Origin of the sequence: Nonomuraea sp. NPDC005650 (assembly GCF_040605375.1) — a bacterium.
Lineage (GTDB): Bacteria > Actinomycetota > Actinomycetes > Streptosporangiales > Streptosporangiaceae > Nonomuraea.
On the sequence record NZ_JBEXCR010000003.1, the window covers coordinates 115,269 to 140,414 of the forward strand.

At 70.4% G+C, this 25,146-nt stretch carries 24 protein-coding genes; 9 read left to right on the forward strand and 15 right to left on the reverse strand.

What is annotated here, in order from left to right; genetic code table 11:
* The first annotated feature begins 293 nt into the window (after positions 1–293).
* Positions 294–758, forward strand: a complete 465-nt coding sequence (locus tag ABZS69_RS05980) for a transglycosylase SLT domain-containing protein (RefSeq protein WP_355367212.1) — start codon at positions 294–296, stop codon at positions 756–758.
* Between the two features lie 27 nt (positions 759–785).
* Here ABZS69_RS05980 and ABZS69_RS05985 read toward each other — a convergent pair whose 3' ends face one another.
* Positions 786–1,433 carry a TetR/AcrR family transcriptional regulator C-terminal domain-containing protein gene (locus ABZS69_RS05985; RefSeq protein WP_355367215.1) on the reverse strand — a complete coding sequence of 216 codons (648 nt, stop codon included), beginning with the start codon at positions 1,431–1,433 and terminating at the stop codon, positions 786–788.
* 89 nt (positions 1,434–1,522) lie between these two features.
* On the opposite strand from ABZS69_RS05985, the gene ABZS69_RS05990 reads away from it, so the two are divergent.
* Positions 1,523–2,638: a ferritin-like domain-containing protein gene (locus ABZS69_RS05990; RefSeq protein ID WP_355367218.1), complete on the forward strand. Its 1,116-nt coding sequence runs from the start codon at positions 1,523–1,525 to the stop codon at positions 2,636–2,638.
* On the opposite strand, the gene ABZS69_RS05995 is transcribed toward ABZS69_RS05990, so the two are convergent.
* Both ABZS69_RS05995 and ABZS69_RS06000 read right to left on the reverse strand, forming a co-directional pair.
* The gene (locus ABZS69_RS05995; protein WP_355367221.1) at positions 2,635–3,981 is read right to left on the reverse strand and encodes a HAMP domain-containing sensor histidine kinase; all 1,347 of its coding nucleotides are present in this window, start codon (positions 3,979–3,981) and stop codon (positions 2,635–2,637) included. The two genes, ABZS69_RS05990 and ABZS69_RS05995, sit on opposite strands and share 4 nt — an antisense overlap.
* Positions 3,982–4,033: 52 nt before the next feature.
* The gene (locus tag ABZS69_RS06000; protein WP_355367224.1) at positions 4,034–4,507 is read right to left on the reverse strand and encodes a nucleoside deaminase; all 474 of its coding nucleotides are present in this window, start codon (positions 4,505–4,507) and stop codon (positions 4,034–4,036) included.
* A 177-nt stretch (positions 4,508–4,684) separates the two neighbouring features.
* Here ABZS69_RS06000 and ABZS69_RS06005 point away from each other — a divergent pair, with 177 nt between their 5' ends.
* Positions 4,685–6,469 (forward strand): ABC transporter ATP-binding protein, encoded by a 1,785-nt coding sequence (locus ABZS69_RS06005; RefSeq protein WP_355367227.1) that lies wholly within the window; start codon positions 4,685–4,687, stop codon positions 6,467–6,469.
* Entirely contained in the window at positions 6,466–8,298 is a 1,833-nt protein-coding gene (locus ABZS69_RS06010) for an ABC transporter ATP-binding protein (protein ID WP_355367230.1), read from the forward strand. The genes ABZS69_RS06005 and ABZS69_RS06010 overlap by 4 nt, the downstream gene beginning before the upstream one ends.
* A gap of 4 nt (positions 8,299–8,302) precedes the next feature.
* Here ABZS69_RS06010 and ABZS69_RS06015 read toward each other — a convergent pair whose 3' ends face one another.
* The 4 genes from ABZS69_RS06015 to ABZS69_RS06030 form a co-directional block, all read right to left on the reverse strand.
* Complete coding sequence (locus tag ABZS69_RS06015; protein WP_355367233.1) at positions 8,303–8,728, reverse strand: hypothetical protein; 426 nt, start codon at positions 8,726–8,728, stop codon at positions 8,303–8,305.
* Between the two features lie 487 nt (positions 8,729–9,215).
* Positions 9,216–9,551, reverse strand: a complete 336-nt coding sequence (locus ABZS69_RS06020; protein WP_355367236.1) for a DUF202 domain-containing protein — start codon at positions 9,549–9,551, stop codon at positions 9,216–9,218.
* Positions 9,552–9,568: 17 nt separating this feature from the next.
* Complete coding sequence (locus tag ABZS69_RS06025; RefSeq protein WP_355367239.1) at positions 9,569–9,895, reverse strand: DUF202 domain-containing protein; 327 nt, start codon at positions 9,893–9,895, stop codon at positions 9,569–9,571.
* A gap of 46 nt (positions 9,896–9,941) precedes the next feature.
* Positions 9,942–10,331, reverse strand: coding sequence for a hypothetical protein (locus ABZS69_RS06030; RefSeq protein ID WP_355367242.1), 390 nt, complete (start codon positions 10,329–10,331; stop codon positions 9,942–9,944).
* A 72-nt stretch (positions 10,332–10,403) separates the two neighbouring features.
* Between ABZS69_RS06030 and ABZS69_RS06035 the strand changes: the two genes are divergently transcribed.
* The 3 genes from ABZS69_RS06035 to ABZS69_RS06045 all read left to right on the forward strand — a co-directional run bounded on the left by ABZS69_RS06035 (position 10,404) and on the right by ABZS69_RS06045 (position 12,744).
* Positions 10,404–11,030, forward strand: a complete 627-nt coding sequence (locus tag ABZS69_RS06035; protein WP_355367245.1) for a helix-turn-helix domain-containing protein — start codon at positions 10,404–10,406, stop codon at positions 11,028–11,030.
* 157 nt (positions 11,031–11,187) lie between these two features.
* Positions 11,188–12,105: a class A beta-lactamase gene (bla, locus tag ABZS69_RS06040; protein ID WP_355367248.1), complete on the forward strand. Its 918-nt coding sequence runs from the start codon at positions 11,188–11,190 to the stop codon at positions 12,103–12,105.
* Between the two features lie 234 nt (positions 12,106–12,339).
* The gene (locus ABZS69_RS06045) at positions 12,340–12,744 is read left to right on the forward strand and encodes a hypothetical protein (protein ID WP_355367251.1); all 405 of its coding nucleotides are present in this window, start codon (positions 12,340–12,342) and stop codon (positions 12,742–12,744) included.
* 87 nt (positions 12,745–12,831) lie between these two features.
* Here the strand turns inward: ABZS69_RS06045 and ABZS69_RS06050 are convergent, their stop codons facing one another.
* The 6 genes from ABZS69_RS06050 to ABZS69_RS06075 are packed head-to-tail and all read right to left on the reverse strand — an operon-like array spanning position 12,832 to position 19,515.
* Positions 12,832–14,121: an ABC transporter substrate-binding protein gene (locus ABZS69_RS06050; RefSeq protein WP_355367254.1), complete on the reverse strand. Its 1,290-nt coding sequence runs from the start codon at positions 14,119–14,121 to the stop codon at positions 12,832–12,834.
* Between the two features lie 13 nt (positions 14,122–14,134).
* Complete coding sequence (locus ABZS69_RS06055) at positions 14,135–15,301, reverse strand: branched-chain amino acid ABC transporter permease (RefSeq protein WP_355367257.1); 1,167 nt, start codon at positions 15,299–15,301, stop codon at positions 14,135–14,137.
* A complete protein-coding gene (locus ABZS69_RS06060; RefSeq protein WP_355367260.1) occupies positions 15,298–16,185 on the reverse strand; it encodes a branched-chain amino acid ABC transporter permease in 888 nt (295 codons plus the stop codon). The genes ABZS69_RS06055 and ABZS69_RS06060 overlap by 4 nt, the downstream gene beginning before the upstream one ends.
* Positions 16,182–18,005 carry an AMP-binding protein gene (locus ABZS69_RS06065; RefSeq protein ID WP_355367263.1) on the reverse strand — a complete coding sequence of 608 codons (1,824 nt, stop codon included), beginning with the start codon at positions 18,003–18,005 and terminating at the stop codon, positions 16,182–16,184. Before ABZS69_RS06065 ends, ABZS69_RS06060 begins: the two co-directional genes overlap by 4 nt.
* Entirely contained in the window at positions 18,002–18,766 is a 765-nt protein-coding gene (locus tag ABZS69_RS06070; RefSeq protein ID WP_355367266.1) for an ABC transporter ATP-binding protein, read from the reverse strand. Before ABZS69_RS06070 ends, ABZS69_RS06065 begins: the two co-directional genes overlap by 4 nt.
* Positions 18,754–19,515: an ABC transporter ATP-binding protein gene (locus tag ABZS69_RS06075; protein ID WP_355367269.1), complete on the reverse strand. Its 762-nt coding sequence runs from the start codon at positions 19,513–19,515 to the stop codon at positions 18,754–18,756. The genes ABZS69_RS06070 and ABZS69_RS06075 overlap by 13 nt, the downstream gene beginning before the upstream one ends.
* Before the next feature lie 126 nt (positions 19,516–19,641).
* On the opposite strand from ABZS69_RS06075, the gene ABZS69_RS06080 reads away from it, so the two are divergent.
* Positions 19,642–19,899: a UBP-type zinc finger domain-containing protein gene (locus ABZS69_RS06080; protein ID WP_350722476.1), complete on the forward strand. Its 258-nt coding sequence runs from the start codon at positions 19,642–19,644 to the stop codon at positions 19,897–19,899.
* A gap of 19 nt (positions 19,900–19,918) precedes the next feature.
* Here ABZS69_RS06080 and ABZS69_RS06085 read toward each other — a convergent pair whose 3' ends face one another.
* On the reverse strand, positions 19,919–21,493 hold the full coding sequence (locus tag ABZS69_RS06085) for a Na+/H+ antiporter (protein ID WP_355367274.1): 1,575 nt from the start codon (positions 21,491–21,493) through the stop codon (positions 19,919–19,921).
* A gap of 66 nt (positions 21,494–21,559) precedes the next feature.
* Complete coding sequence (locus ABZS69_RS06090; protein WP_355367277.1) at positions 21,560–22,897, reverse strand: hypothetical protein; 1,338 nt, start codon at positions 22,895–22,897, stop codon at positions 21,560–21,562.
* 290 nt (positions 22,898–23,187) lie between these two features.
* Here ABZS69_RS06090 and ABZS69_RS06095 point away from each other — a divergent pair, with 290 nt between their 5' ends.
* Positions 23,188–25,128, forward strand: coding sequence for an ATP-dependent DNA helicase (locus ABZS69_RS06095; protein ID WP_355367280.1), 1,941 nt, complete (start codon positions 23,188–23,190; stop codon positions 25,126–25,128).
* The last annotated feature ends 18 nt before the right edge of the window (positions 25,129–25,146 follow it).

Consider the following 25,146-nt stretch of genomic DNA (forward strand, 5'->3'; position numbering starts at 1 on the left):
GGCGAACGGCGGAGCAGGCAAGGGCGGTCCTGCGAGAGGGGCTTTTATCCGCAACGCTCGCGCAAACACCTCTCCACCGCGTGTCGAGATTGGTGACCCACAGTGACCGAACGTAATAGGAATCGTGCTAGAGGACACGTCGCGGCGCTCTTCGGGCCGCCCAGCGGGATCGGGCGGTGCCAGATTCCCGGAGGGCCGCGCGGACCCTCCGCGTCCGAGCCACGGACGCGGATCGGCAGGGGCGCCGGATGCGGTGCGCCCCGTCCGCACGCGACCCGACAGCAAGGATCGACTTGGACAGCAAACGCGCGCTCAGCGGCACACTCGTCACCGCCGCGGCGTTCACCACGTTCACCGTGCCCGGAACGCCCACGGCCTGGACAGAAAGCCGGCCGCCCGTGGTGCGGATCGGGACCTGGACGACGAAGGCGCACCCGAAGGTCGCGGTGGCCACGCCGAACAGGAATAAGAGAATCGCGCTGGACCAGGTGGTCCAGCGATCGTGGAACCTGCAGGAGTTCCGCTGCCTGGACAACCTATGGACCAGGGAGAGCAACTGGAACCATCACGCGACCAACCGCTCGTCCGGCGCGTACGGCATCCCGCAGGCACTGCCCGCGGGCAAGATGCGCGGCGCCGGACGCGACTGGAAGTCCAACCCCGAGACGCAGATCCGGTGGGGACTGTCCTACATCAAGGGGAGGTACGGCAGGCCGTGCGGCGCCTGGGGACATTGGAGATCGCACAACTGGTACTAGCCGGAGACAGGCGAGGGCACCCGCGGCTCACCGGGTGCCCTCCCTACGCGCCACGTGCACCTCGATCGCCTGGATGAGCAGCTCCAGCCCGAACTCGAACTCCGCCTCGTGATCGCACTGGTCCAGCAGCGGCGCCAGTGAATGGACCTCGGGGAACAGCGCGGGATCGACGCTCTCGGCCTTGACCAGCCGGTCGTGGACGGGCGCGAACGTGGGCGTCACCCCCACCTCCCGCAGCAGCGAGCCCACGATGTACGCGATGAACATCCGCAACATCCTGACCGCCTCCGCCCCGTCGAACCCGGCGCCGCGCAGCGTCGCGAGCGCCCGCTCGACCGGCAGCAGCCCCGCCGTGGAGTGGAGCTGGCGGCTGACGACCACCATGGTCGAGCGCGGGTGGTCGTGGGCGATCTGGCGGAACGCCCGCGCCTGCGCGCGCACCCGGTCGGTCCAGTGCGCGCCGGGGTCGTCGGTGAACTCGATCCCGCTCAGCACGGCCTCGGCCACCCCGTTGAGCAGGGCGTCCTTGTTGGGCACGTGGTTGTAGAGGGACATCACTCCGACGCCGAGCTCGGCCGCGATGCGCCGCATGGAGACCGCGTCGGCCCCCTCGCGCTCGATGAGGTCGATGGCCGTGGCGACGATGCGGCCTCGCGAGAGGGGCTCCGTGGGCATACCTCATTCTATTGACGTACGTACGGTGTACGTGCAAGTCTCGGGATGCGGACGTACGTACGGTGTACGTAACCCCCTTGGGAGGTTCCATGTCGACGCACGATCTCTACACCATCCCCGCCGAGCTCTCCACGTGGAACGTCGAGATGGCCGGCGCGAGCCGATTCACCTGGGAGTACGACGACGGCCGGGATCGCATGCTGGCCCTGTACCAGAAGGGCAAGGACAAGCAGTGGGACTCGGCCAAGCGCATCGACTGGGACCTTGAGGTCGATCCGTACAACGTCCTGGGCATCCCCGACCAGACCATCGCGATCCACGGCACCCCGCTCTGGGAGCGGATGAGCGAGCAGACCCGCAACGAGGTGCGGCGGCACGGCGCAGCGTGGCAGTTCTCCCAGTTCCTGCACGGCGAGCAGGGCGCGATGATCTGCTCGGCCAAGATCGTGGAGTCGGTCCCCGACCTCGACTCGAAGTTCTACGCGGCCACCCAGACGATGGACGAGGCGCGCCACGCCGAGACATACGCGCGCTTCCTCCAGGAGAAGGTGGGCCTGGCGTACCCGATCAACGAGCACCTCAAGGCCCTGCTCGACAGCACGCTGAGCGACTCCCGCTGGGACATGCCCTACCTCGGCATGCAGGTGCTCATCGAGGGGTTAGCGCTGGCGGCGTTCGGGGTGATGCGCGACATCACGACCAAGCCCCTGCCCAAGCAGATCCTGGCGTACGTGATGCAGGACGAGGCCAGGCACGTGGCCTTCGGCCGGATGGCGCTGCGCGACTACTACCGGAGCCTGTCGGAGAGCGAGCTGCGCGAGCGCGAGGACTTCGTCATCGAGGGCTGCTACCTCATGCGCGACCGGCTGCGCGGCCGGGAGACCTGGGAGAACCTGGGCCTGTCGAAGGCCGAGGTCGAGGAGGCCATGGAGGCCACGGACCACTCCGAGTACCTGAGGCTGTTCAGGTCGCTGCTGTTCAGCCGGATCGTGCCGTGCGTCAAGGACATCGGGCTGTGGAGCCCGCGCCTGCAGGAGGCGTACGCGGAGATGGGCGTGCTGGAGATGGCGGGCCAGTCGCTGGACGCCCTGATGCGCCAGGACGAGGACATCGCCGACAAGCTGGACGCGGACCGGTTCGCTCAGGAGGAGGCCGAGCGGCACGCCGAGGTGGCCGAGACCATCGAGCTCGGCGAGTCGTCCTAGAGCTGCTTCGCGCCGGGCGCGGAGTACGGGAGGGCCTGCGGCAGGCTCAGGATCATCCGGCACCCGGGGCCGTCCCCGATCTCCAGCGTCCCGCCGTGGGCCTTGGCGATGTCACGGGCGATCGGCAGCCCCAGCCCCGTGCCCCCGGTGTCCCGCGACCGGGTGTGATCGAGGCGGGTGAACCGCTCGAACACCCGCTCCCGCATCTCCGCGGGGATCCCCGGCCCGTCGTCCAGCACCTCCACCACGGCCTGGTCCTTCCACGCCCGCACGGAGACCCAGACCCGGGACTGCCCGTACCGATCGGCGTTGGACAGCAGGTTCATCAGCAGCCGGGCGAGCCGGAGCCGGTTGCCGCGGACGAAGAGCCCGGGCTCCACGTCGGTCGTCAGCGGCAGCCGGCACGACCGCCGCGCGATCTCCTCCTCGACCAGCCGCCCCAGCTCGATCCGCTCCTGCTGGGGCTGCACCCCCGCGTCCAGCCGGGCCATCAGGAGCAGGTCGTGGACGATGTCCGACAGCCGCTGGGCGTCCCTGATCGCCGCCCGCCACTCTTTCTCGTCCAGGTCCGTGAGGCCCGCCTCCAGCCGCACCATGAGCCCGGTGAGCGGCGTGCGCAGCTCGTGGGAGGCGTCGGAGACGAAGCGCCGGTGCCGGTCCACGGCGTCCTCCAGCCGCTCCAAAGTCGCGTTGACGGTGGCGGCCAGCTCGGCGACCTCGTCCTCGGTGTCGGGCACGTCGACGCGCCGGCCCAGGTCGTGGGCGCTGATGCGTTCCAGCCCCGTCCGGATCTGCTCCACGGGGGCGAGCACCCGGCCGACCCCGTACCAGGCGCCCCATCCCATCAGCGCCACCAGCGCCGCCCCGAAGGCGGACAGCACCAGGGGCAGGAACGGCGAGCTCAGCAGGAACGGCTCGCGCACGGCCGCGTAGGCGACGACGGAGCCGTACGCGCTGGTGGGGTTGCTCGTCCCCACCACGATCATGCACGGGCCACGTTGGCACACGCGGGTCTGGACCTGCGAGTCGCCTCCGGTGGGCCAGTCCCGGGTGATGGGCGGCCGGCCCACGAGCCCGTTGGTGGCGGCCAGCACCTTGCCGCCGGAGTTCACGATCTGGAAGATGTAGACGCCCTGCCGCGGGGGGATGGGGCCGCTGAACCGATGCTCACCGATGGCGATGGCCAGGTGCCGGCTGGCGTCGGCGGCCTGCTCGGCGAGGTCCTCCCGCGCCCGTACGGGGTAGGTCAGCGAGATCGCCAGCACCCCCAGAAGGACGACGGTCCCGAAGACCACCTCCGCCGCCATGGTCATCCGGGCCCTGATGGAGCGGCCGAACAGCATGGCCACACTCTGTCACGGACCGTACAAATCCCAGGTAAAGCGGTATATGTCGTCAGCCGTGGGCGCGCCGGTGCAGTTCGTGGACCTCCTCGGCCAGCTCCGGCACCGGGCCCTCGACCACGATGCCGGGCGCGACCTCGTTGATCGGCAACGTGCGCACGGGCGGCTGCGGGACGCCTAGCTCCGACAGCCACGCGGCGAGCTGCTCCGACGAGGACACGTACACGATGCGGCCCAGCCCGACCCAGGCGTGGGCGGCGGCGCACATCGGGCAGTGCTCGCCGGAGGTGTAGACGGTGGCGCCCGCCCGCTCCTCGGGCGTCAGGTGCGCCGCCGACCAGCGGGCCAGGGCGAACTCCGGGTGCTGCGTGTTGTCGCCGGAGGCCACCCGGTTGTGGTCCTCGGCCAGCACCGCCCCGTCGGCGGAGACCAGCACCGAGCCGAACGGCTCGTCGCCCACCTCCAGCGCCCTGGCGGCCAGCTCGACACACCGGCGCAGGTACGGCATCTCCGATTCGACGATCATGACTCCCCATCCTGGAAGGCCCCGGAGCAGGGCGAAGAACATACCCCAACAGATCACAACAAAAGTAACGGTCCGCCGAATGTGCAAGATCTTTCACTGTTTCCGCACGTCACGTACAAGAACCGCACTCTTGGGGCTACTGAAAATCGGTTGAACCCTCGTATTAGCCTAGAAGGGATGCCTCCCGATACGCACATACCTCAACGTCCCCTGCTCTCCTCCAACTCCCTGTGGCGGATGAAGTCCTACCTCCGCCCCTACGTCGTCAGATTGGTGTTCATCTGGCTGGCGGCGATCGTCGGCATCGCGGCCGGCATCGCGCTCCCGCTCATCAGCGAGAAGGTGATCGACGGTCCCGTGGCCCACGGGGACTCCGGCGCGCTGCTGCCCCTCGGGCTGCTCGCGATCGGCGTCGGCGTCGTCGAGGCCCTGCTGATCCTCCTGCGGCGGTGGGCCCAGGTGAAACCGGTGCTCGGCCTGGAGACCGCGATCCGCGACGACCTCTACGAGCACCTGCAGCGGCTGCCCATGGGATTCCACGGCGACTGGCAGTCCGGCCAGCTGTTATCCCGGGCCACGACCGACCTGTCGACCATCCGCCGCTTCCTCGGCTTCGGCATGCTCTTCCTGGTCATGAACATTCTGCAGCTGATCACGGTGACCGTGCTGCTGCTGAACAAGTACTGGCCGCTCGGGCTGCTGGTGCTCGCCTCGGCCGTGCCGATCGTGTGGCTGTCGCTGCGGTTCGAGAAGCGCTACATCAAGACCTCCCGCCAGGTGCAGGACGAGCAGGGCGACCTGGCCACGCTCGTCGAGGAGTCCGCCCTCGGCATCCGTACGATCAAGGCCTTCGGCCGCCGCCACTACGTCTTCGACCGCTACGACGAGGGCGCGCTCAAGGTCTACGGCACCTCCATGGACAAGGCCAGGCTGCTGGCCAAGTTCTTCGCCTTCCTCGAGATCATCCCCAACATCACGCTGGCCCTGGTGCTGCTGCTGGGCGCGCTGGCCGTCGGCACGGGCTCGCTGACGCTGGGCGCGCTGGTCGCCTTCACCACGCTGATGCTCCAGCTCGTCTGGCCGATCGCGAGCCTGGGCTACATCCTGGCCATGGCCCAGGAGGCCATGACCTCCGCCGACCGCCTCATGGAGGTCATGGACACCGTGCCCGCCATCGAGGGCGGCACGCAGTCCATCGAACGGCCGCGTGGCCACCTGCGTTTCGAGGGCGTCGGGTTCCGCTTCCACGACTCCGAGGAGTCGGTGCTGCAGGACGTCTGGCTGGACGTGCGCCCCGGCGAGACGGTGGCCGTCGTCGGCGCGACGGGTTCAGGCAAGACCACGCTGACCGCCCTGGTGCCGCGGCTGATCGACCCCACCGAGGGCCGCGTCACGATCGACGGGCACGACGTCCGCGACCTGGAGCTGACCAGCCTCCGCTCGGTGGTGGCCACGGCGTTCGAGGAGCCGACGCTGTTCTCGATGAGCGTGCGCGAGAACCTCACGCTCGGCCGGCTCGACGCCACAGAAGAGGAGCTGGCCGAGGCCATCCAGACCGCGCAGGCCATGTTCGTCTACGACCTGCCGTGGGGCCTCGACACCCGCATCGGCGAGCAGGGCCTGTCCCTGTCCGGCGGCCAGCGGCAGCGCCTGGCCCTGGCGCGGGCCGTGCTGAGCAGGCCGCGGATCCTCGTGCTCGACGACACGCTCTCCGCGCTCGACGTGGAGACCGAGGCGCTCGTCGAGGAGGCGCTGCGGCACGTGCTGCGCGACGCGACCGGCATCGTGGTCGCCCACCGCGCCTCCACCGTGCTGCTGGCCGACAAGGTGGCGCTGCTGCGCGGCGGCACGATCACGCACGTCGGGCTGCACCACGAGCTGCTGGCCGAGGTGCCCGAATACCGCGAGCTGCTGGCCCAGGACGCCGACTTCGACGACGCCGCGGAAGGAGCGCTGCGATGACCACCACCACCACGGCGTCCTGGCGGGGCGTGTCCTCCGAGGACCAGGACGAGCTGCCGGAGAAGGTGTCCGTCCTACTCCGGGAGCGCTCCCGGAGGCTGCTCGGCGCCCTGCTCAGGCCGTACCGGAAGAAGATCGGACTGCTCGTCGCGATCGTCGTCGTCTCCAACGCGGCCGGGCTCTCGATCCCCTTCCTGGTCTCCGTCGGGATCGACGAGGGCATCCCGCCGATCACGAGCGGGGCCGGCCCCTCCGTCCTGCTGACCGTGGTCGGGGTGATCCTGGCCGCGGCGATCACGCAGGCGCTCACGCGCCGGGCGTTCCTGACCCTGTCCGGCCAGATCGGCCAGGGCGCCCTGCTCGAGCTGCGCAGGAGGGTGTTCGACCACTTCCAGCGCCTGTCGCTGAGCTTCCACGAGCAGTACACCTCCGGGCGGGTCATCTCGCGGCTGACCTCGGACGTCGAGGCCATCGCCGAGCTGCTCCAGTCGGGGTTCGACGCGCTGGTCAAGGCCGTGCTGACCATGGCGGGCACGGCCGTCCTGCTGCTGGTGCTGGACCTGCACCTGGGCCTGCTGGCGCTCGTCCCGCTGCCGTTCCTGCTGCTGTTCACCCGGTGGTTCCGGCAGCAGTCGGCGATCGTCTACCGGCGTACGCGGGAGACGGTGGCCCTGGTGATCGTGCACTTCGTGGAGTCGATGACCGGCATCCGCGCGGTGCAGGCCTTCCGCAGGGAGCCGCGCAACCAGGAGATCTTCGAGCAGCTCAACGACGACTACCGGGGTGCGAACGCGCGCAGCATGCAGCTCGGCGCGACGTTCATGACCGGCATCAAGCTGATCGGCAACCTGACGATCGGCGGCGTGCTGCTGTACGGCGGCTGGCTGGCGGTGGAGGGCGAGGTCAAGGTCGGCGTGCTGGCCGCCTTCCTGCTCTACCTGCGTCAGTTCTACGAGCCGATGCAGGAGGTCAGCCAGTTCTACAACACCCTGCAGTCGGCCGGCGCGGCGCTGGAGAAGCTGTCGGGCGTGCTGGAGGAGGAGCCCTCCGTGCCCGAGCCGCGCGAGCCGGCCAGGCTGCCGGACGGCAGGGCGCGCGGCAAGGTGCGCTTCGAGGGCGTCCGGTTCGCCTACGTCGAGGAGATGCCGATCCTGCCCCGGCTCGACCTGACGGTCCCGGCCGGGCAGAGCGTGGCGCTGGTCGGGGCGACGGGCGCGGGCAAGACGACGCTGGCCAAGCTGATCTCCCGCTTCTACGACCCCACCGAGGGCCGCGTGCTGCTCGACGGCGTCGACCTGCGCACGCTGGACGAGCCGGCGCTGCGCCAGGCCGTGGTCATGGTGACGCAGGAGAACTTCCTGTTCAGCGGCACGGTCGCCGACAACATCAGGTTCGGCCGGCCCGACGCCACCGACCGGGAGGTGCGTGAGGCGGCCAAGGCCATCGGGGCGCACGAGTTCGTCTCGAGCCTGCCCGACGGCTACGACACCGAGGTCGGCAAGCGCGGCGGCCGGATGTCCGCCGGGCAGCGCCAGCTCGTCGCGTTCGCCAGGGCGTTCCTCGCCGACCCCGCCGTGCTGATCCTCGACGAGGCCACCTCCAGCCTCGACGTGCCGAGCGAGCGGCTGGTGCAGCGCGCGCTGCGGACGATCCTGGCCGACCGGACGGCGCTGATCATCGCGCACCGGCTCTCGACGGTGGAGATCGCCGACCGGGTGCTCGTGATGGAACGGGGCGAGATCGTCGAGGACGGTCCGCCGGACCGGCTCATCGCGGCCTCGGGCCGGTACGCCGGGCTGCACCAGGCGTGGCTGGAGAGCCTCAGCTAGCCGCCTAGTGGTGGTGTGCCATGGCGACGGCGTTGGCGTACAGCTCGTACCCGACGAACAGTGCCAGCGGCACCCCGAGCGCGATCAGCAACCTGCCGGGCAGGTGCGTCCGCGGCGCGGACACCCTGCCCGGCTCCGCCGCCGCCACGGCGGCGAGGACCGGCTCGGGTTCCGGGTCGGGGGCGGGCACGAGCTCGGGATGGCGGGCTAAGTAGCCCTTCGGGAAAGAGGTCACGTGGTACGCGCCGCAGTGCGGGCAACACGTGCCCGACCAGGGCGGCGGCACGGTCACTCCCGCGCTGAGCCAGATGTCGACCTCGTTGCCGTGCACGTCGGCGAGGCGTCGGACGACGTAATCCTCTTCCCAGACGTATAAGCAGCGAAGGCATTCGAAAGGCCACGTCTCGCGGGTGTCGAACCCGTCGGTCACTCGGACCACCCCCCGGCTTCTGATCGCCGTTCGATCCTGAGTGTCCGCTCGACTCCGCGCGCCCGCAAGACCGGCTTTATGACACTTGGCGCTACGAAATGCTCACCAAGTGTCAGGTTAGTCGTTCGTAAAGCGACTTCCGGACCGGGCTGAGCAGCGGAGTCGCGTCTGGGACGGGGGGCTCGGCCGGTGGGATCAGCTCCGGATGCCGGGACAGGTAACCGTCCGGGAACGTCGTGGCCTGCTGGCTCCCGCACCTCGGGCACATGACGCCCCCCGGGGACGGCGGCAGCACGGGGAGCCCGGCGCGCAGCCAGATCTCCCGCTCGTTTCCGTGACGGTCGTCGATGCGCCTGACGAGGTAGTCCTCTTCCCAAACGTGCCAGCAACCGCGGCACTCGAAAGGCACGATCCTGTGTTCTTCCTCCAACGAGGTCACCCCCTCACTCCGAGTGTGTGCCTCCTTCTCCGGATCTGGCAACCGCGCTTACCGGATTGCGAGCACAAAGGTGACGGCGCCGGCCACCACGCACAGGGTGCCGAGCCAGGCGAACAGCACGTCGAGCCCCGGGTCCAGGGGCCTGCCTCCGTGCAGGGCCACCTGCACGCGGCGGAACCGTACCCCGGTCCTGATCAGCAGCACGGCGCCGCAGAGCGCGGCCAGCGCGAACGCCACCGTCGCGGGCACGGGCAGGCCGTGCCTGAGGGACAGGCCGGCCGCGCCGAGCCCGCCGGTGGCCAGCGCCACGGCCGTGCGCACCCAGGCCAGCCGGGTGCGCTCGCTCTGCAGCCCCCGGTCCCAGATCTCCTTCTCCGGTGTCATCTGTTCCGGCCTCGGGCTCAGGCGGCCAGGATGATCAGGATGAGGGCGATCACCGCCACGGCCGCCACGCCGTACCCGAAGACCGCCGCGAGCGCGGGCGGCGGCAGCGGCGCCTGCTGACGCAGGGCGCGCTGGATGTTGCGCCAGCGCGGGTACGCCATGCCCGCCGCGAGCGCCGAGAGCGTCACCAGCACGACCGCCAGCGCGGTACGGATCCAGGAGACGAACACGTGCTCCGGCACCGCCGCCATCGCCACCCCGCCCGCACTGAGCGCCAGCGCCGTGCTCAGCCAGGTGAGGAAGGTTCGTTCATTGGCCAAGGTGAAACGCGGGTCGGGTTCCATAGAAGAAACGGTAATTCGTCCCCATTTCCCCTAGAGAAGCCGGGATTCAGCCAGTACAGGCCTTGGCCACTTTCTCGGCGTAGGCCGCGGACTCGGTGAGGACCTTCTGGGTCGCGTCCACGGCGCCGTTGACGTCGTTGACGTTGATGCCGCTCAGGGTCTTGGCCAGGTCGTCGGAGGCTTCCTTGATCGTGGTGTTGGCGGCCTTGTCGGCCACGTCGTTGAGCTTGGTCGCGGCGTCGTCGAGGGCCTTGTCCATGGCCTTGGGATCGTCGGCGAGCGTCTTGAGCTGCGCGCCCAGGTCGGCGACGATCTTCGGGGCTTCAAGGCACGCTTGGGCCTTGTCGATGGTGCTGTTGACCTCACCGCACCCGGCGGCGAAGACACAGACGGCGAAGGCGGCCAGGGGCACGAGTCGGCTCTTGAGGAGTCGCATACATCGACCCTACCCAACGCATTCCAAAGGATCCCTTGACATCTTCGACGACCGCCGCCCAAGATTCCAAGCATGTCTTTGGAATCTTCGGGGCGGCGGGGGCCCGGCGACGAGCCGCAGCCCGGCGACCGGCGACGGCTCAGCGACCCGGCCGCGATGCGGGCGTTCGCGCATCCGGTGCGGCTGGCGCTGCACGAGCTGCTGCTGAGGGCGGGCGCGACGACCGCCGCCGACGCCGCGCGGGAGGCGGGCATCAGCCAGGCGCTGGCCTCCTACCACCTGCGCCAGCTGGCCAAGTACGGCTTCGTGGAGCAGGCGGAGGCGCGCGACGAGCGCGAGCGCCCCTGGAAGGTCACCGAGACCGTCCAGGAGTGGGACGACACCGCCGCCGAGCCGGAACACGCGGCCGCCCGGAGCCTGCTGGAGCAGGTGATCGCCGAGCGCGCGCTGACGCGCCTGGCCGAGTGGCAGCAACACCGCGGGGACGAGCCGGAGCCGTGGCGGGGGGTGGGCGGCGTGGGCAACATGTACCTCTACGCCACGCCGGAGGAGCTGGCGGCGCTGGGCGCGGCCATGACGGAGCTGCTCCGACCCCTGATGTCCCGCGTCGACGCCCCTGCCTCCCGCCCCACCGACGCCCGCCCGGTGCAGCTGACCCAACTGATCGTCCCCCTGCCCCCCACGGGCTCCGGTGACTGATGGCTCGGCGGGCGCACTGATCGTCGCCGGAATCCTGGCCCTGAGCAGTACTCATGTGTGAACCGATATCGATCCCTTCGCGATATCGCTATTAGACATGCGGTGATCGCTTCTGCTTGGCTCCTTGCCCACTGACGGACGACCGCAAGGACGAGACATGCGAAACCGCCGCTTCACGGCGACCACCACGTTGACGATCTCCCTCCTGGCGGGCGGCGCCCTCCCGGCGAGCGCCGCCCCGGCCGCGGCCTCCGTGCGGGTCGTCTCGGGCGAGGCCCAGGCGCGCAAGGAGCTGCGCGCGCTGGAGGTGTCGTTCAAGGGGCGCATCGGCGCGTACGCCATCGACACCGCCACGGGCAGGACGATCGGGTACCGGGCGAACGAGCGTTTCCCGCTGCTGTCCACGTTCAAGGCGATGGCCTGCGCGGCCGCGTTGCACAAGGCGCGCACCACCGACCCCGGGCTGATGGAGAAGGTCGTCCGCTGGACCGCCGACGACCTCAAGCCGAACTCCCCCACCACCGAGAAGCACGTGGAGGACGGCCTGACCGTCAACCAGCTGTGCGAGGCGACCATCACCCTCAGCGACAACACCGCGGGCAACATGGTGCTCAAGCAGATCGGCGGACCGGCCGGCCTGACGCGCTACTTCCGCACGCTGAAGGACCCGATCTCCCGGCTGGACCGCTGGGAGACCGAGCTGAACGACTGGACGCCCAAGGAGAAGCGCGACATCACGACGCCCGCGTCCATCGCCCGCGACCTGCGCGCGGTCACGACCGGGAACGCGCTCAACGCCAAGGATCGGGAGCAGCTCAACGCCTGGCTGATCGCGACCAAGACCGGTGACGCCCGCATCCGCGGGGGCCTGCCGAAGACCTGGACCATCGGCGACAAGACCGGGACGAATTCGGCTTTCGGTGGGGGGAACGACATCGCGGTCATCTGGCCCAAGAAGGGCGCGGCTCCCATCATCATGGCCGTTTACACCAACCGCGCCGCGGGGGACGCCGGCGACGACACGGCCGTCGCCCGCACCGCCACCATCCTCGCCCGCGGCCTCGGCAAACTCTGACCGTCGGGCGCCGAATTCGATACCCCATTCGCAACCGCGCCGAACCTGAAAATAATTCTCTTCGATTTGGGCGGATAATTCCGGACTAAAGGTCCTACTTGCCCTCTGACCAGGGGAATCTTCATTCGATTCCGCTTGCTACCGCCGATTGCCGGGGTATCCTCTTGGCAAAGAAGCGGGACCGGAGATCGCTAACATCCCCGGTCCCTTACCCCAAAGGTAAGGGAGATCAACATGAGCTTCAAGGACCTCTGCACCAAACTCGGCACCGAGTTGGACAACGAGTTCATCCAGCTCCGGGCCGACCAGGCGGAGCTCGGCCAGCAGCTCACCGAGCGGATCAACGGAGTGGCCAACCACGTCAAGGTCCTCGACGCGAAAGTGACCGCACTGGACGCCAAGGTCACCGTCCTGGACGAGAGGGTCACCGCCCTCGACACCAAGGTCACCGTTCTCGACGAGAGGGTCACCGCCCTCGACGTCAAGATCGACACGAAGTTCCAGGAGATCGACACGAGGTTCGAGCAGATCGACAACCGGTTCGATTCCATGGACGTCAAGATCAACAATCTGCAGGGCAACCAGAACGACATGATGAGCATCCTCATCGACATCCAGCGCAAGGTCAGCGCCAACTAGCGCCTGACGCGTCGTGAAAGGGCGGGCTCGTGTGTGCTTCACGAGCCCGCCCTTCGCGCGTCCGCCCCGCCGGGCGAATCGGGCCCGCTAGAGCTTGTTGAAGCAGGGGCCGTCGAAGGTGTACGCCTGGGCGGTCGGGCCGGTGAAGAAGTCCTTGACGATGGTCACGCCCGTCGGCGCCGTCTCGTCGACCTTGTTGATCAAGGTCTGCCTGAACACCGCGGCCCCCGACGCGTCCGCGTAGTTGCCCGCCTCCGGCGGGAGCATGCCCTCGTAGTCCACCGTCCTCAGCGTCTTGACGGCCGCCAGCAGCCCCTTGCGGCTCACGTCCCCGCCGGCCACCATCGCGTCCAGGGCGGCCTTCATCGGGTACGCCCAGGCCCAGCCCGAGGTGTAGCCGTCGTTGGGCGTCACGCCCGGCAGCGCGTCGCGCATCGCCTGGTGGCCCGGCGTGTCGGCGCCCCACGGCTTGCCCGGGGCCGACTGCTCGTACAGGGCCTTGAGTGCGGGGGCGGCGGGGGACTTCAGCAGGGCCGGGTTCCAGGTGGGGCCGGTGCCGATGAAGCGGCCCTTGTAGCCGGCCGCGGCGGCCTGGCCGATGATCGTGGCGGCGTCGGCCGGGCCGGTGGTGAGGATGACCAGGTCAGGCCGGTTCTTGGTGATCTCGGTGATGGCCCGGCCCTGTTCGGTGGCGCCGGACGGGGTCTCGACGTTGGTGAACTTCAGGCCGTTGCGCTCGGCGGCGATCTTGGCGCCGGCGGCGGCGTCCGCGCCGTAGTCGCCGGCCAGGTGGACGGCCATGACCGACTTCGGTTTGTACGTGTCCATCGCGTAGTCGACGGAGTTCATGGCCTCGACGCAGTAGTTGGAGCCGCTCTCGATCATGACGTCCTCGAACTCCCAGGCCGAGGTCCAGGACGCGGGGGCGGCGACGACGCTGTTGGCCTTGAGGTCGCCGATGATGGCGGCGGTCGTGGGCGAGCCGAGCGTCTGGGCCAGCGCGAGCACGTGGTCCTTGATCTCGTTGTAGACCTGGCGGTGCACCTCCGGGTTGTACTTGTTGTCCCGTACGTACTTGGTGACGTCGACCTCGTACTTGCCGCCGATGCCGCCGGCCTTGTTGACGCGGGCCCAGAACGCCTTCTGGGCGTCGGTGATCGGCACGGCCAGCGCGGCGAAGGGGCCGGAGGTGAGGTCGGAGATCGTGCCGAGATAGATGCAGCCCTTCTTGGCGTCCACCGCGGTGGGGCAGGGTGCGGTGGTGACTCCTGGAGCCTGGGCGCCGCCCTTGCTGCCCTCGTCGTCCCCCCGGAAGACGCCACACGCGGACAGAAGGGCCACTATCGCGATAAATCCCGCTGCATAGCGACTCTTCATGAAAAATCACCTTCTAGTAGGAGAAAGGCCAGGACTTCCAGTAGTTGCGGACCCGAATCCACAGCCCGAACAGCCCCCGCGGTTCGAAGATCAGGAACACCACGATGAGCAGCCCGTACAGCACGGTCTCGACCTGGAACACGTTCGGCGTCCGCGTGGTGTCCGCGCTCACGAACGGCACCAGCGCCGGCAGCGCCCTGGTCAGCGGCTGCAGCAGCGAGATGAACAGCGCCCCCGCGATCGACCCTGACACCGTGGCCACGCCGCCGATCAGCACCATCGCGATGAACTGCACGGACAGCAGCAGGCTGAACGACCCCGGCTCGACGTACCCGGAGATCGTGTAGAGCAGGCCCCCGGCGCACCCCGCGTAGAACGACGACACGCCGAAGGCCAGCACCTTGTAGCGGGTCAGCGGCACCCCGATGACCTCGGCCGCGATGTCCCGGTCGCGGATGGCGGCGAAGGCGCGGCCGACGCGCGAGCGGGCCAGGTTCCGGGCCGCCAGGGCGAAGACGACGAGCAGCGCCAGCATGAGCACGTACAGGGACTGCTCCTTGGTGCCGAGCGGCCCGTCCTGGTCGAGACGCACGCCGAAGAGCTGCGGGACCGCCGCCTCGCGCCCGACCCCCGGCCCGCCGGTGAGGTCCTTCCACTCCTTGAAGACGTGCTCGCCGAGGAAGACCAGCCCGAGCGTGACGACGGCCAGGTAGAGGCCGCGCAGGCGGGTGGCCAGGGGCGCGACCAGCACCCCGGCCGCGGCGGCGACCAGCCCGGCCGCGGGCAGCCAGATCCAGATCTCCGCGAGGCCCAGGCCGAGGCGCTCGCCGTCCACGGGCCCGGACAGGGCGGCGGCGGTGTAGGCGCCGATGGCGACGAAGAACGCGTGGCCGAGCGAGACCTGCCCGGCGTAGCCGGTGACGATGTTGAGGCCGATGGCGCCGATGGCCAGCGCGTACGCGCCCGCCAGCACCTCCAGCGACCGGTCCTGCAACAGCACCGCCAGCCCGAACGCGAGCAGCACCAGCAGCCCGGTCCACACCCGCTTCGCCCGGGTGTCGAGCAAGGCCATGTCCTGGGCGTAGGAGGTGTAGAGCAGCGGCCGCCCGCGCACCCGCCGAGACCGTCCGGTCGGTATGTCGGCGGCGGCGGAGCCCGCCGCGGATCGCGTCCCGGTCATACGCGCTCGACCTCCCGGGTCCCGAACAGGCCGTACGGCCTGACCAGCAGGACGATCAACATCACGATGTACGGCGAGACGACCGCCACGTTCTGCCCCAGCCAGGGCGCGAACTCCCCCTGGTACGACTGGAACAGCGACTCCACGACCCCGACCACCAGCCCGCCCACGACGGCCCCGCCGAGCGAGTCGAGCCCGCCCACGATGATCGCCGGCAGCGCCTTCAGCGCGACCACCCAGGTGAGCTGCTCGATCCCCTGCCCGGTCCCGACGAACATCCCGGCCACGGCCGCCAGGAACCCGGCCAGCGCCCACGACAGCGCGAACACGGCCCCCACCGAGACCCCCTGCGCCAGGGCGATCTCCTGGTCGAACGCCGCCGCCCGCATCGCCAGCCCGTACCTCGTGTAGCGGAAGAACGCGAACAGCAGCGCCACCAGCACCGCCGTGACCAGCAGCATGGCCAGCCAGCGCCGCTGCACGACCAACGGCCCGAGCGACACCTGCGTGAACCCCCACGGGTCGCCGACCTGCCGCACGTCCCGGCCGATGAAGCCGTTCACCACCACCCGCACCACCACGTCGACGCCGAGCGTGATGATCGCCACGACGAACACGGGCCGCCCCACCATGGGCCTGATCGCGGCCCGCTCGATCCCGAGCGCGACCAGGGCGATGAGCAGCGCGGCCAGCAGGACGGCGGCGTAGAAGCCGGTCACCTCGGCCAGGTAGCTCACCGCAACGGCCCCGGCCAGCATCAGCGCGGGCTGCGCGAAGCTGATCACCCGCGTGGCCTTGTAGATGATCACGAACCCGAGCGCGAGCAGCGCGTACACCGAGCCGTTCCCCAGGCCCCTGATCACGGTCTCGAGCAGCCCCTTCACCGGGCGTACATCCCTTCCACCAGGTCCTCGTAGAGCTTGGCGACGGCGGCCCGCTTGACCTTCTGGGTAGCGGTCAGCTCGCCGTCCTCGTGGTCGAGCTCCTTGGGCAGGAACGCGAACCGCCGCACCTGCTCGACCCGGGCGAAGCGGGTGTTCACCTCGTCCACGATCCCGCGGACCAGCTCCCGCGTCTCCGGCTTCTCCGACAGATCCCGATAGGTCGTGTACGGCAGGCCGCGCCGCCGCGCCCACTCCCCCACCGTGTCCGGCTCGATCCCGATGAGCGCCACCAGGTACGGCCGCCCGTCCCCGATCACGACGGCTTCCTTCACGTACGGCGACGCCTTCAGCGCGTTCTCGATCTCGCTCGGCGCGACGTTCTTGCCGCCGGCCGTGATGATGATGTCCTTCATCCTGTCGGTGATCCGCACGTGCGTGCCCTCGACGAACTCCCCCACGTCCCCGGTGTGCAGCCAGCCGTCCTCGTCGAGCACGTCGGCCGTGGCCCGCGGGTTGCGCCAGTACCCGGCGAAGGTCCCCGGATGCCGGGTCATGATCTCGCCGGTGGCCTCGTCGATCTTCAGCTCGATGCCGGGGTGCGGCTCGCCGACCGTGCCCAGGCGCACCCTGCCGGGCCGGTTGGCGGTGGCGATCGCGGTGTTCTCGCTCATCCCGTACACCTCGTGCATGGGGATGCCGATCCCCATGTAGAACTTGAGCACGCCGGGCGCGATCGGCGCGGCCCCCGAGGCCGCGTACCTGACCCGCCGCATCCCGAGCCGCTCGCGCAGCGAGCGGTAGCAGAACACCCACCCCACCCCGTACGCCAGCCGCGTCCCGAACGTGTGCCGGCCTCCCGAGCGCACCAGCACGTCGCCCATCCGGTCGGCCACCCGCAGCCAGAACCGCGTCACCGCCCGCTTGACCGGCGACGCCGACTCCAGCCGGATGTCGACCTGGGCCAGGACCTTCTCCCAGATCCGCGGCACCCCGAACAGGATCGTCGGCTGCACCTCGCGCAGGTTGGCCTGCACGGTGTCGATGGACTCGGCGAAGTTGACCTGCACGCCGGCGGCCGAGTTGAACCACACGGTGAACGCCCGCTCGGCCACGTGGCACAGCGGCAGGTACGACAGCGCCAGGTCGCGTTCGGAGGGCGGCGGGGAGGTGAAGCCGCCGCCCAGGACGAGCGTGCCGACGGCGAACTCCACGTTCCCGATCGTGAGCATGACGCCCTTGGGCGGGCCCGTGGTGCCCGAGGTGTAGATGAGCGTCATCACGTCGCCGGGCTCGGACTCGGCCATGCGGCGCTCCACGGCGCCGGGGTGCGCGGCGCGGTGCTCGGCCCCGAGGGCCAGCAGCTCGGGCCAGGACATCAGGACGTCGTCGTCGTAGCGGCCGCGGATGCCGCGCGGCTCCAGGTAGACGATGCGCCGCAGCTCGGGGCACTCGCCGAGGACCTTGAGCGCCTTGTCCACCTGCTCCTGGTCCTCGGCGATGAGGATCTTCGCGCCGGAGTCGGACAGGAGGTAGGCGACCTCGGCGGGCGGGTTCGTGGGGTAGAGGCCGACGGTGACGCCCCTGACGGCGACCGTCCCGAGGTCGCCGTAGAGCCATTCCGGGCGGTTCTCGGAGTGCACGGCGACGCGGTCTCCGGGCTCGACGCCGAGCGCGAGCAGGGCGTGGGCGACGAGCTCGACGTGCGTCCAGTACGCGGCCCAGGTGACCTCCTGCCAGATGCCCCGGTCCTTGTGCCGCATGGCGACCGCGCCGGGGGCGCTGCGGGCGCGGTCCCGCACCCTGGTGACGATGCTGCTCACCGGGCCCCTCCCAAGTACGCCTCGATGACCCGCGGGTCCCGCTGGACCTCGGCCGGGGTGCCGAGCGCGACCGGGCGGCCGAAGTCGAGCACGAGCACCCGGTCGGCCAGGTCCATGACCAGCGCCATGTCGTGGTCCACGAGGACGACCGGGATGCCCAGCTCGTCCCGGATGTCCAGCACGAATCTGGCCATGTCCTCGGTCTCCTCCAGGTTCATGCCGGCCACCGGCTCGTCCAGCAGGAGCAGCCGGGGCTCCATGGCCAGCGCCCGGCCCAGCTCGACCCGCTTCTGGATCCCGTACGGCAGCAGCCGCACGGGGTGGCGCCGCCAGGCCTCGAGTTCGAGGAAGTCGATGATGTCCTCGACCTCGGCGCGGGCGGCCAGCTCAGCGCGCCTGGCCCGCCCGTACCAGAGCAGCGCGGCCAGGGCGCCGTAGCGGAAGTGGTGGTGGCGGCCGAGCATGAGGTTGTCCAGGACGGTCAGGTTGTGGAACAGCTCGACGTTCTGGAACGTCCTGGCCAGGCCCATGGCGGCGATCTCGTGGGGCCGCCTGAGCAGCAGGTCCTCGCCCAGGAACGTGACCCGGCCGCGCTGGGGCCGGTAGACCCCCGAGAGCACGTTGAAGATCGAGGTCTTGCCCGCGCCGTTCGGCCCGATGACCGCCAGCAGCTCGGCCTGCCGGACCTCGAACGAGACGCCGTCCACGGCCTTGACGCCGGCGAAGCTCAGGTGCACGTCCTCGAACGTCAGGAGAGCCATCGTTTCCTCCGCTTGTAGTGCTTGACCTCGCGGAAGGACCGGACGGCCCCCAGGTAGAACTCCTTGATGTCCTCGTCGGCGAGCAGTTCGCCGGACGGCTTGTCCATGACGATCTTCCCGGTCTCCATGACGTAGCCGTGGGAGGCGATGGACAGGGCCATCGTGGCGTTCTGCTCGACCAGCAGGACCGTGGTGCCCTGGCGGTTGATCTCGACGATGAGGTCGCGTACCTGGGCGACCAGCGACGGCGCCAGGCCCAGGCTGGGCTCGTCGAGCAGCAGGTACTTCGGCCCCGCCATGAGCGCGCGGCCGACGGCCAGCAACTGCTGCTCGCCGCCCGACAGGTAGCCGGACACGCTCTTGCGCCGCTCCCGCAGCAGCGGGAACAGGCCGTAGACGCGCTCCAGGTGGGACTCGGCCGCCGTGTGGCCGCCGACCTTGAGGTTCTCCTCGACGGTCAGCTCGGCGAGGATGCGGCGGCCCTCCATCACCTGGCTCACCCCGCGCCGCACGATCTGGGCGGGCTTGAGGTGGTGGACGGGCTCGCCCTCCAGCGTCACCGCACCCTTGGTGATCTTGCCGTCGTGCACGTCGAGCAGCCCGGACACGGCGCGGAGCAGGGTCGTCTTGCCCGCGCCGTTCGCGCCGAGCAGCGCCACGATCGCCCCAGGCGGGACCCTGAGGCTCACGCCGCGCAGCACGAGCATCACGTCGTCGTAGACGACTTCGAGGTTGCGGACCTCAAGCACGCCCAGCTCCCCGGGATGGTGTGGCCTATGTCACTCCCCCGATGAGCACAATGTCCACGCTTGCCCGGCAGCCGACAAGAGGGGCGGCGGAAATTTGATCGTGCCGCTGGTTCTAGGATTTCTCCTATGGCAATTTGCGAGCATCTTTCCCAGGCTGACGATCCGGCGGCGAAGACGCCGGAGGGCTGCGAGGAGTGCCTGGCCGTCGGGGGCCGCTGGGTGCACCTCCGCCGCTGCCTGGAGTGCGGTCACATCGGGTGCTGCGACTCCTCACCGGCCAAGCACGCCACCCAGCACTACCACGAGACGGCTCACCCGGTGATCCAGTCCTACGAACGCGGCGAGGACTGGCGCTGGTGCTTCGTCGACAGCGCGATGGGCTGACCCGCGCGGCCTTTCCCGGCTAGCGCTCCAGGATCGCCTCCTCGAAGTCGAGCTGCGCCATCACGTCGCGCATCACCTCGTCGTCGAGGCGGCGTTCGTCGCGCAGGCGCACGAAGACCTGGCGCTCGGCCTGGAGCATGTCACGGCGCAGGCGGCGGTAGAGGGCGCTGGGGGTCTCCGCACCACCCTGCCCCGTGCCGCCGCCCAGGCGCTCCCACGCGCTCAGCGAGCGGCGCCAGGACTTCTCCCTGAGCTGGTCGATGACCTGCTTCTGGATCTCGTCGGGCTCGCCCTGCTCGTCGACGAGCCGCGTGAGCTCCTCCAGCCCGGCCTCCAGCGCGGCCTGCTGGGCCGCCGCCTCGGCCAGGCGGTCTTCGTACTGCTCCCGGTCGCTCGACACGCGCAGCCGCCTGATCAGCGCGGGGAACGTGGTGCCCTGGATGAGCAGCGTGCCGATCACGGTGGTGAACGTCAGGAACAGCAGCATCGCGCGGTCCTGCGCCGGGATGTCCGGCGGGATGGCGAAGGCGGCCGCCAGCGACACCACGCCGCGCATGCCCGCCCAGCCGAGGATCACCGCCTGCGGCGCGGTGGGCGCGTCGTTCCTGCGGAAAAGCCTCGTCAGGTACGTCACCACGAACACCCACACGAACCTGCTGACGATCGTCACCGCCAGCACGGCGGCGGCGTAGCCCGCGACCGCCCACGGGTTGTAGCCGGAGATGCCCTGCACGACGGTCGTGAGCTGCAGCCCGATCAGGGCGAACACGATCGCTTCCAGGAGGAAGTCGGTGACCTTCCACACGGAGTCGGACACCAGCCGGGTGCCGAACCCCTGCAGGTGCATGCGGTTGCCCAGGTAGAGGCCGACGATCACGACCGCGATCACGCCCGACGCCTCCACGCTCTCCGCCGCGAGGTAGGTGGCGAACGGGATCAGCAGCATCAGCGTGTTCTCGACCAGGGAGTCGCGCGTGTGCCTGAACAGCCAGGCCATCGCGAACGCCACCGCCACGCCGACCGCCACGCCGCCCGCCGCGGCGAGCAGGAAGTGGCCGAGGCCGTGCCACAGGTCCATGGCGCCGCCCAGCGCGGCCGCGATGGCGACCCGGTACAACGTCAGCGCCGTGGCGTCGTTGAACAGGCTCTCGCCGACGAGGATCGTCAGCGCCCGCCGTGGCAGACCCAGCCGGCGGCCGACCGCGACGGCGGCCACGGCGTCGGGCGGCGCGATGATCGCGCCCAGCGCGAACGCCAGCGCCAGCGGGAGGTGCGGCAGCAGCAGGTGGACGACCAGCCCGACGACGGCCGTGGTGAACAGCACCAGCCCGACCGACAGCAGGGCCACCGCCCGCTTGACGTCACGCAGGCGCAGGTAGGAGCTGTCGAACGCGGCGGAGTAGAGCAGCGGCGGCAGGAACACGTACAGCACCAGCTCCGGCTGCAGCGGCACCGCCGGCACCAGCGGTGACACCAGCAGGCCCGCGGCCACCAGCAGCAGCGGGGCCGGCCAGCCCTTGCGCCGGGCCACGGCCGCCACGCCGATCGCGCCGCCTGCCACCAGCAACAACTGCAGGCCAATGGTCGGATCCACCGGTGCTCCTTCCGCCTCGGCCCGATGGTTTCGGGAGGAGCGTACCTGGCGTCCGGACCCGGCGTGTCACCACTCCCTGCGGTCGCTCCGCTCGTAGTAGTCCGGCTGCTGGTCGGGGCGCAGGCGCTCGCCCGTGGAGAACATGGGGTCCCCGACGTAGGGGCGGGACAGCGCGTCGGGCTGCTGGTGCTCCGGCCGGCCCATGGACATCAGCGGATCCACCGGGCTCGGCCCGGGATTCTGCTGGTAGGCGGCGTAGTCGTCGTGGACGGGCTGGGGGGCGGGACGGGGCCGGCCCGCGCCCGGGATGCCGTGCATGGGGGTGCCCAGGCCCGGGGTGGCCTGGGCCTGCGGCGGCTGCTGGTAGGCGTCGGGGCGCCTGGCGTAAGGGTCGGCCGGGTAAGGGTCGGCCGGATAGGGATCGGCCGCGTAGGGGTCGGCCGGATACTGGGCCTGCTGCTGGTGCGGCGCCTGCTGGTGCTGGTGCTGGACCTGCTGGTGCTGGGGCTGCTGATGCTGCTGGTGCGGCGCCTGCTGGTGCTGGGGCTGCTGGTGGGGGGCGGCGGCCTGGGAGGGGAAGCCGAGCGGGTCGGTGCTCAGCGGCGCCGGGCGACGCTGGTCGCCGGGCATCTGGTAGACGGGCTCGTTGTCGTACTGCGGGCCGGCGTACGGGTCGGGCTGGCCTGCCGGGTTTCCGTACTGCGCCGGCTCGCCGCCGTACTGCTGCGGGCCGCTGAAGGGGTCACCGGCGTACTGCTGCGGGCCGCTGAGGGGATCGCCGCCGTACTGCTGCGGACCACTGAAGGGGTCACCGGCGTACTGCTGCGGGCCGCTGAGCGGGTCGCCGGTGTAGCGCTGCTGCGGGGCCGTCGTCTCCACGTACTGGGGGCCGGTGAAGGGCGCGCGCTCGCCGTAGGCCGGGCTCTCCCTGGGAGGCTCGCCGTACGCCGGGGGCGCCGGGGGCATGGAGTCCCTGGGGGCCGTGGTCTCGCCGTACGAGGCCACCAGCTTGTCCTGGCGGGCCGGAGGGGTGCCCCTGGCCACGAGGACGTCGTTGGGCGACAGGGCGGCCGTGGGCCGTTCGTCGGGCTGGTGCTGCGGCGGCTGCTGGATGGGCTGGGCCGGCCGCTGGTACTGGCCGGTGCCGGGCATGACCTCCGTGCCCGGCTCTTGCGCGGGCACGGCGGGCTGCTCGCCCGTGGCCTCCGCGAAGCCCTCGTCGAGAGTGTCGAGCAGGCGGCCGACGTCCTCCATCGGCATGCGGAAGCTCGCTGTGCACATCTCCCCCCGCCAGAGGCTGAGGACCAGCGTGCCCTCATGCCACGTGACGCGGAGACACCGCTCCTGACCTCGCGCATCGAAGAACACTTCGCCGAACGACGGCAACGGGACAACTTCCGACATGGCAGACATACTGCTTTAACCAGCCTTTATCCGTCCACTCAACCCCGGAAAACCCTCTGTAACCGGCCTTCCCACCTACACCGGGAACCCCTCTGGTCACTCTGTGTGAAGACCTTCCCTAACCTGTCGGAGTCCCGGTCGCCCAGTGTGCCACGGGCGCCGCCGCAGGGGTCCGGGAACGCCGGGATGCATCTGGCCGATCACACCGCGTTCGGCACGGCGACCCCGGAATGCGGGTAGCGTTTACTGCCGTGCCGGACTCCCATCTCCCGTCTGCGGACGAACTCCTCATGGTCGCGGTAAACGCTCTCGGAGGGAGCGAACGGCAGGGCCAGCTGACCATGGTCCAGGCCGTTCAGCAGGCCATCGACGACGAGGAGCACCTGGCGGTCCAGGCCGGCACGGGCACCGGGAAGTCGCTGGCGTACCTCGTGCCGTCGATCCGCCACGCGATGGACAGCGACTCGCCCGTCGTCGTCTCCACGGCCACGATCGCGCTGCAGCGCCAGCTCGTCGACCGCGACCTGCCCCGGCTGGCCGAGACGCTGGCCAAGGAGCTGCCGCACGAGCCGACGTTCGCGATCCTGAAGGGCCGCCGCAACTATCTGTGCCGCTACAAGGCGACGGCGGGCTGGCCCGAAGAAGACGAGCAGGACCAGCTCTTCGACCCCCGCGAGGTGAGCGCGACCGGCCGCATGGTGCAGCGCATCCAGGAGTGGGCCGAGGAGACCGAGACCGGCGACCGCGACGAGCTCGTGCCCGGCGTGAGCGAGCAGGCGTGGCGGCAATACTCCGTGAGCGCGCAGGAGTGCCTCGGGGCCAGCCGCTGCCCGAGCGGGGCCGAGTGCTTCGCGGAGCTGGCCAGGGCGCGGGCGGGCGAGGTCGACGTCGTGGTGACCAACCACGCGCTGCTGGCCATCGACGCCATGGGCGACCTGCCGGTGCTGCCCGAGCACGAGGTCGTGGTCGTGGACGAGGCCCACGAGCTGGTCGACCGGGTGACGTCGGTGGTGACCGGCGAGCTGTCGGAGCTGACCGTGTCGCTGGCGGTGCGCCGGGTGGGCAGGCTGATCGAGCAGTCGGTCGCCGACCAGCTCCTGGAGGCGGGCGAGGACCTCAAGGCGCTGCTGGCCGCCGCGCCGCCCGGGCGCATCGACGAGCTGCCCCAGGTGCTGGGCCTGACGCTGGCGCTCGTACGCGACTCGGCCGCGCGCTGCGTGACGGCCATGGGGCCGCGCGGCGCGGACAAGGACGACCCGGACAAGGCGGGGCAGCGCAAGGCGGCCTTCTCGACGCTGGACGAGGTGCACGACACGGCGGTGCGCATGCTGGAGGCGTACGGCCACGCCTCGGAGTCCGACCGCGCCGAGGTGGTCTGGCTCGACGCGGGCACCGACCGGCGCCCGCCCTCGCTGCGGGTCGCGCCGCTGACCGTGAGCGGCATGCTGCGCGACAAGCTGTTCGGCGAGCGCACGGTGATCCTCACCTCCGCGACCCTGGCGCTGGGGGGCACGTTCGACGCGCTGGCCGCGCAGTGGGGGCTCGGCGACGGCAAGGGCTGGCAGGGCATCGACGTCGGCTCGCCGTTCGACCACCCCCGCGCGGGCATCCTGTACGTCGCCAAGCACCTCCCCCAGCCCGGCCGCGACGGGCTGCCGCAGCAGTACCTCGACGAGATCACCGAGCTGATCGAGGCGGCCGGGGGGCGCACCCTGGGCCTGTTCTCCTCGATGCGCGCCGCCAAGGCGGCCACGGAGGCGCTGCGCGAGCGGCTGGACGTGCCGCTGCTGTGCCAGGGGGACGACTCGACGATGCTGCTGGTCAAGCAGTTCGCCGAGGACGAGCCCACGTGCCTGTTCGGCACGCTGTCGCTGTGGCAGGGCGTGGACGTGCCGGGGCCGTCGCTGCGGCTGGTCATCATCGACCGGGTGCCGTTCCCGCGCCCGGACGACCCGCTGACCTCGGCCCGCCAGCGCCACGTGGCGGCCAGGGGCGGCAACGGCTTCATGGCGGTCGCGGCCAACCACGCCGCCCTCCTCCTCGCCCAGGGCGCCGGCCGGCTCCTGCGCGCCCAGGACGACAAGGGCGTCATCGCCGTCCTCGACCCCCGGCTCGCCACGGCTCGCTACAGCGGCTTCCTCCTGGGCTCCCTTCCCCCGTTCTGGCGCACCACCGACCCGGCCGTCCCCCGCGCGGCCCTCAAACGCCTCACCGCGGAGTCCTCGGCCTGACTCCCCTCGACGGGAACG

Bases quoted from the DNA above. Each gene is read 5' to 3' on its own strand.
- ABZS69_RS05985 (WP_355367215.1), bottom strand. From the start codon at position 1,433: ATGCCCACGGAGCCCCTCTCGCGAGGCCGCATCGTCGCCACGGCCATC.
- ABZS69_RS05990 (WP_355367218.1), top strand. From the start codon at position 1,523: ATGTCGACGCACGATCTCTACACCATCCCCGCCGAGCTCTCCACGTGG.
- ABZS69_RS05995 (WP_355367221.1), bottom strand. From the start codon at position 3,981: ATGCTGTTCGGCCGCTCCATCAGGGCCCGGATGACCATGGCGGCGGAG.
- ABZS69_RS06000 (WP_355367224.1), bottom strand. From the start codon at position 4,507: ATGATCGTCGAATCGGAGATGCCGTACCTGCGCCGGTGTGTCGAGCTG.
- ABZS69_RS06005 (WP_355367227.1), top strand. From the start codon at position 4,685: ATGCCTCCCGATACGCACATACCTCAACGTCCCCTGCTCTCCTCCAAC.
- ABZS69_RS06010 (WP_355367230.1), top strand. From the start codon at position 6,466: ATGACCACCACCACCACGGCGTCCTGGCGGGGCGTGTCCTCCGAGGAC.
- ABZS69_RS06020 (WP_355367236.1), bottom strand. From the start codon at position 9,551: ATGACACCGGAGAAGGAGATCTGGGACCGGGGGCTGCAGAGCGAGCGC.
- ABZS69_RS06025 (WP_355367239.1), bottom strand. From the start codon at position 9,895: ATGGAACCCGACCCGCGTTTCACCTTGGCCAATGAACGAACCTTCCTC.
- ABZS69_RS06030 (WP_355367242.1), bottom strand. From the start codon at position 10,331: ATGCGACTCCTCAAGAGCCGACTCGTGCCCCTGGCCGCCTTCGCCGTC.
- ABZS69_RS06035 (WP_355367245.1), top strand. From the start codon at position 10,404: ATGTCTTTGGAATCTTCGGGGCGGCGGGGGCCCGGCGACGAGCCGCAG.
- bla (WP_355367248.1), top strand. From the start codon at position 11,188: ATGCGAAACCGCCGCTTCACGGCGACCACCACGTTGACGATCTCCCTC.
- ABZS69_RS06045 (WP_355367251.1), top strand. From the start codon at position 12,340: ATGAGCTTCAAGGACCTCTGCACCAAACTCGGCACCGAGTTGGACAAC.
- ABZS69_RS06050 (WP_355367254.1), bottom strand. From the start codon at position 14,121: ATGAAGAGTCGCTATGCAGCGGGATTTATCGCGATAGTGGCCCTTCTG.
- ABZS69_RS06055 (WP_355367257.1), bottom strand. From the start codon at position 15,301: ATGACCGGGACGCGATCCGCGGCGGGCTCCGCCGCCGCCGACATACCG.
- ABZS69_RS06070 (WP_355367266.1), bottom strand. From the start codon at position 18,766: ATGGCTCTCCTGACGTTCGAGGACGTGCACCTGAGCTTCGCCGGCGTC.
- ABZS69_RS06080 (WP_350722476.1), top strand. From the start codon at position 19,642: ATGGCAATTTGCGAGCATCTTTCCCAGGCTGACGATCCGGCGGCGAAG.
- ABZS69_RS06090 (WP_355367277.1), bottom strand. From the start codon at position 22,897: ATGTCGGAAGTTGTCCCGTTGCCGTCGTTCGGCGAAGTGTTCTTCGAT.
- ABZS69_RS06095 (WP_355367280.1), top strand. From the start codon at position 23,188: ATGGTCGCGGTAAACGCTCTCGGAGGGAGCGAACGGCAGGGCCAGCTG.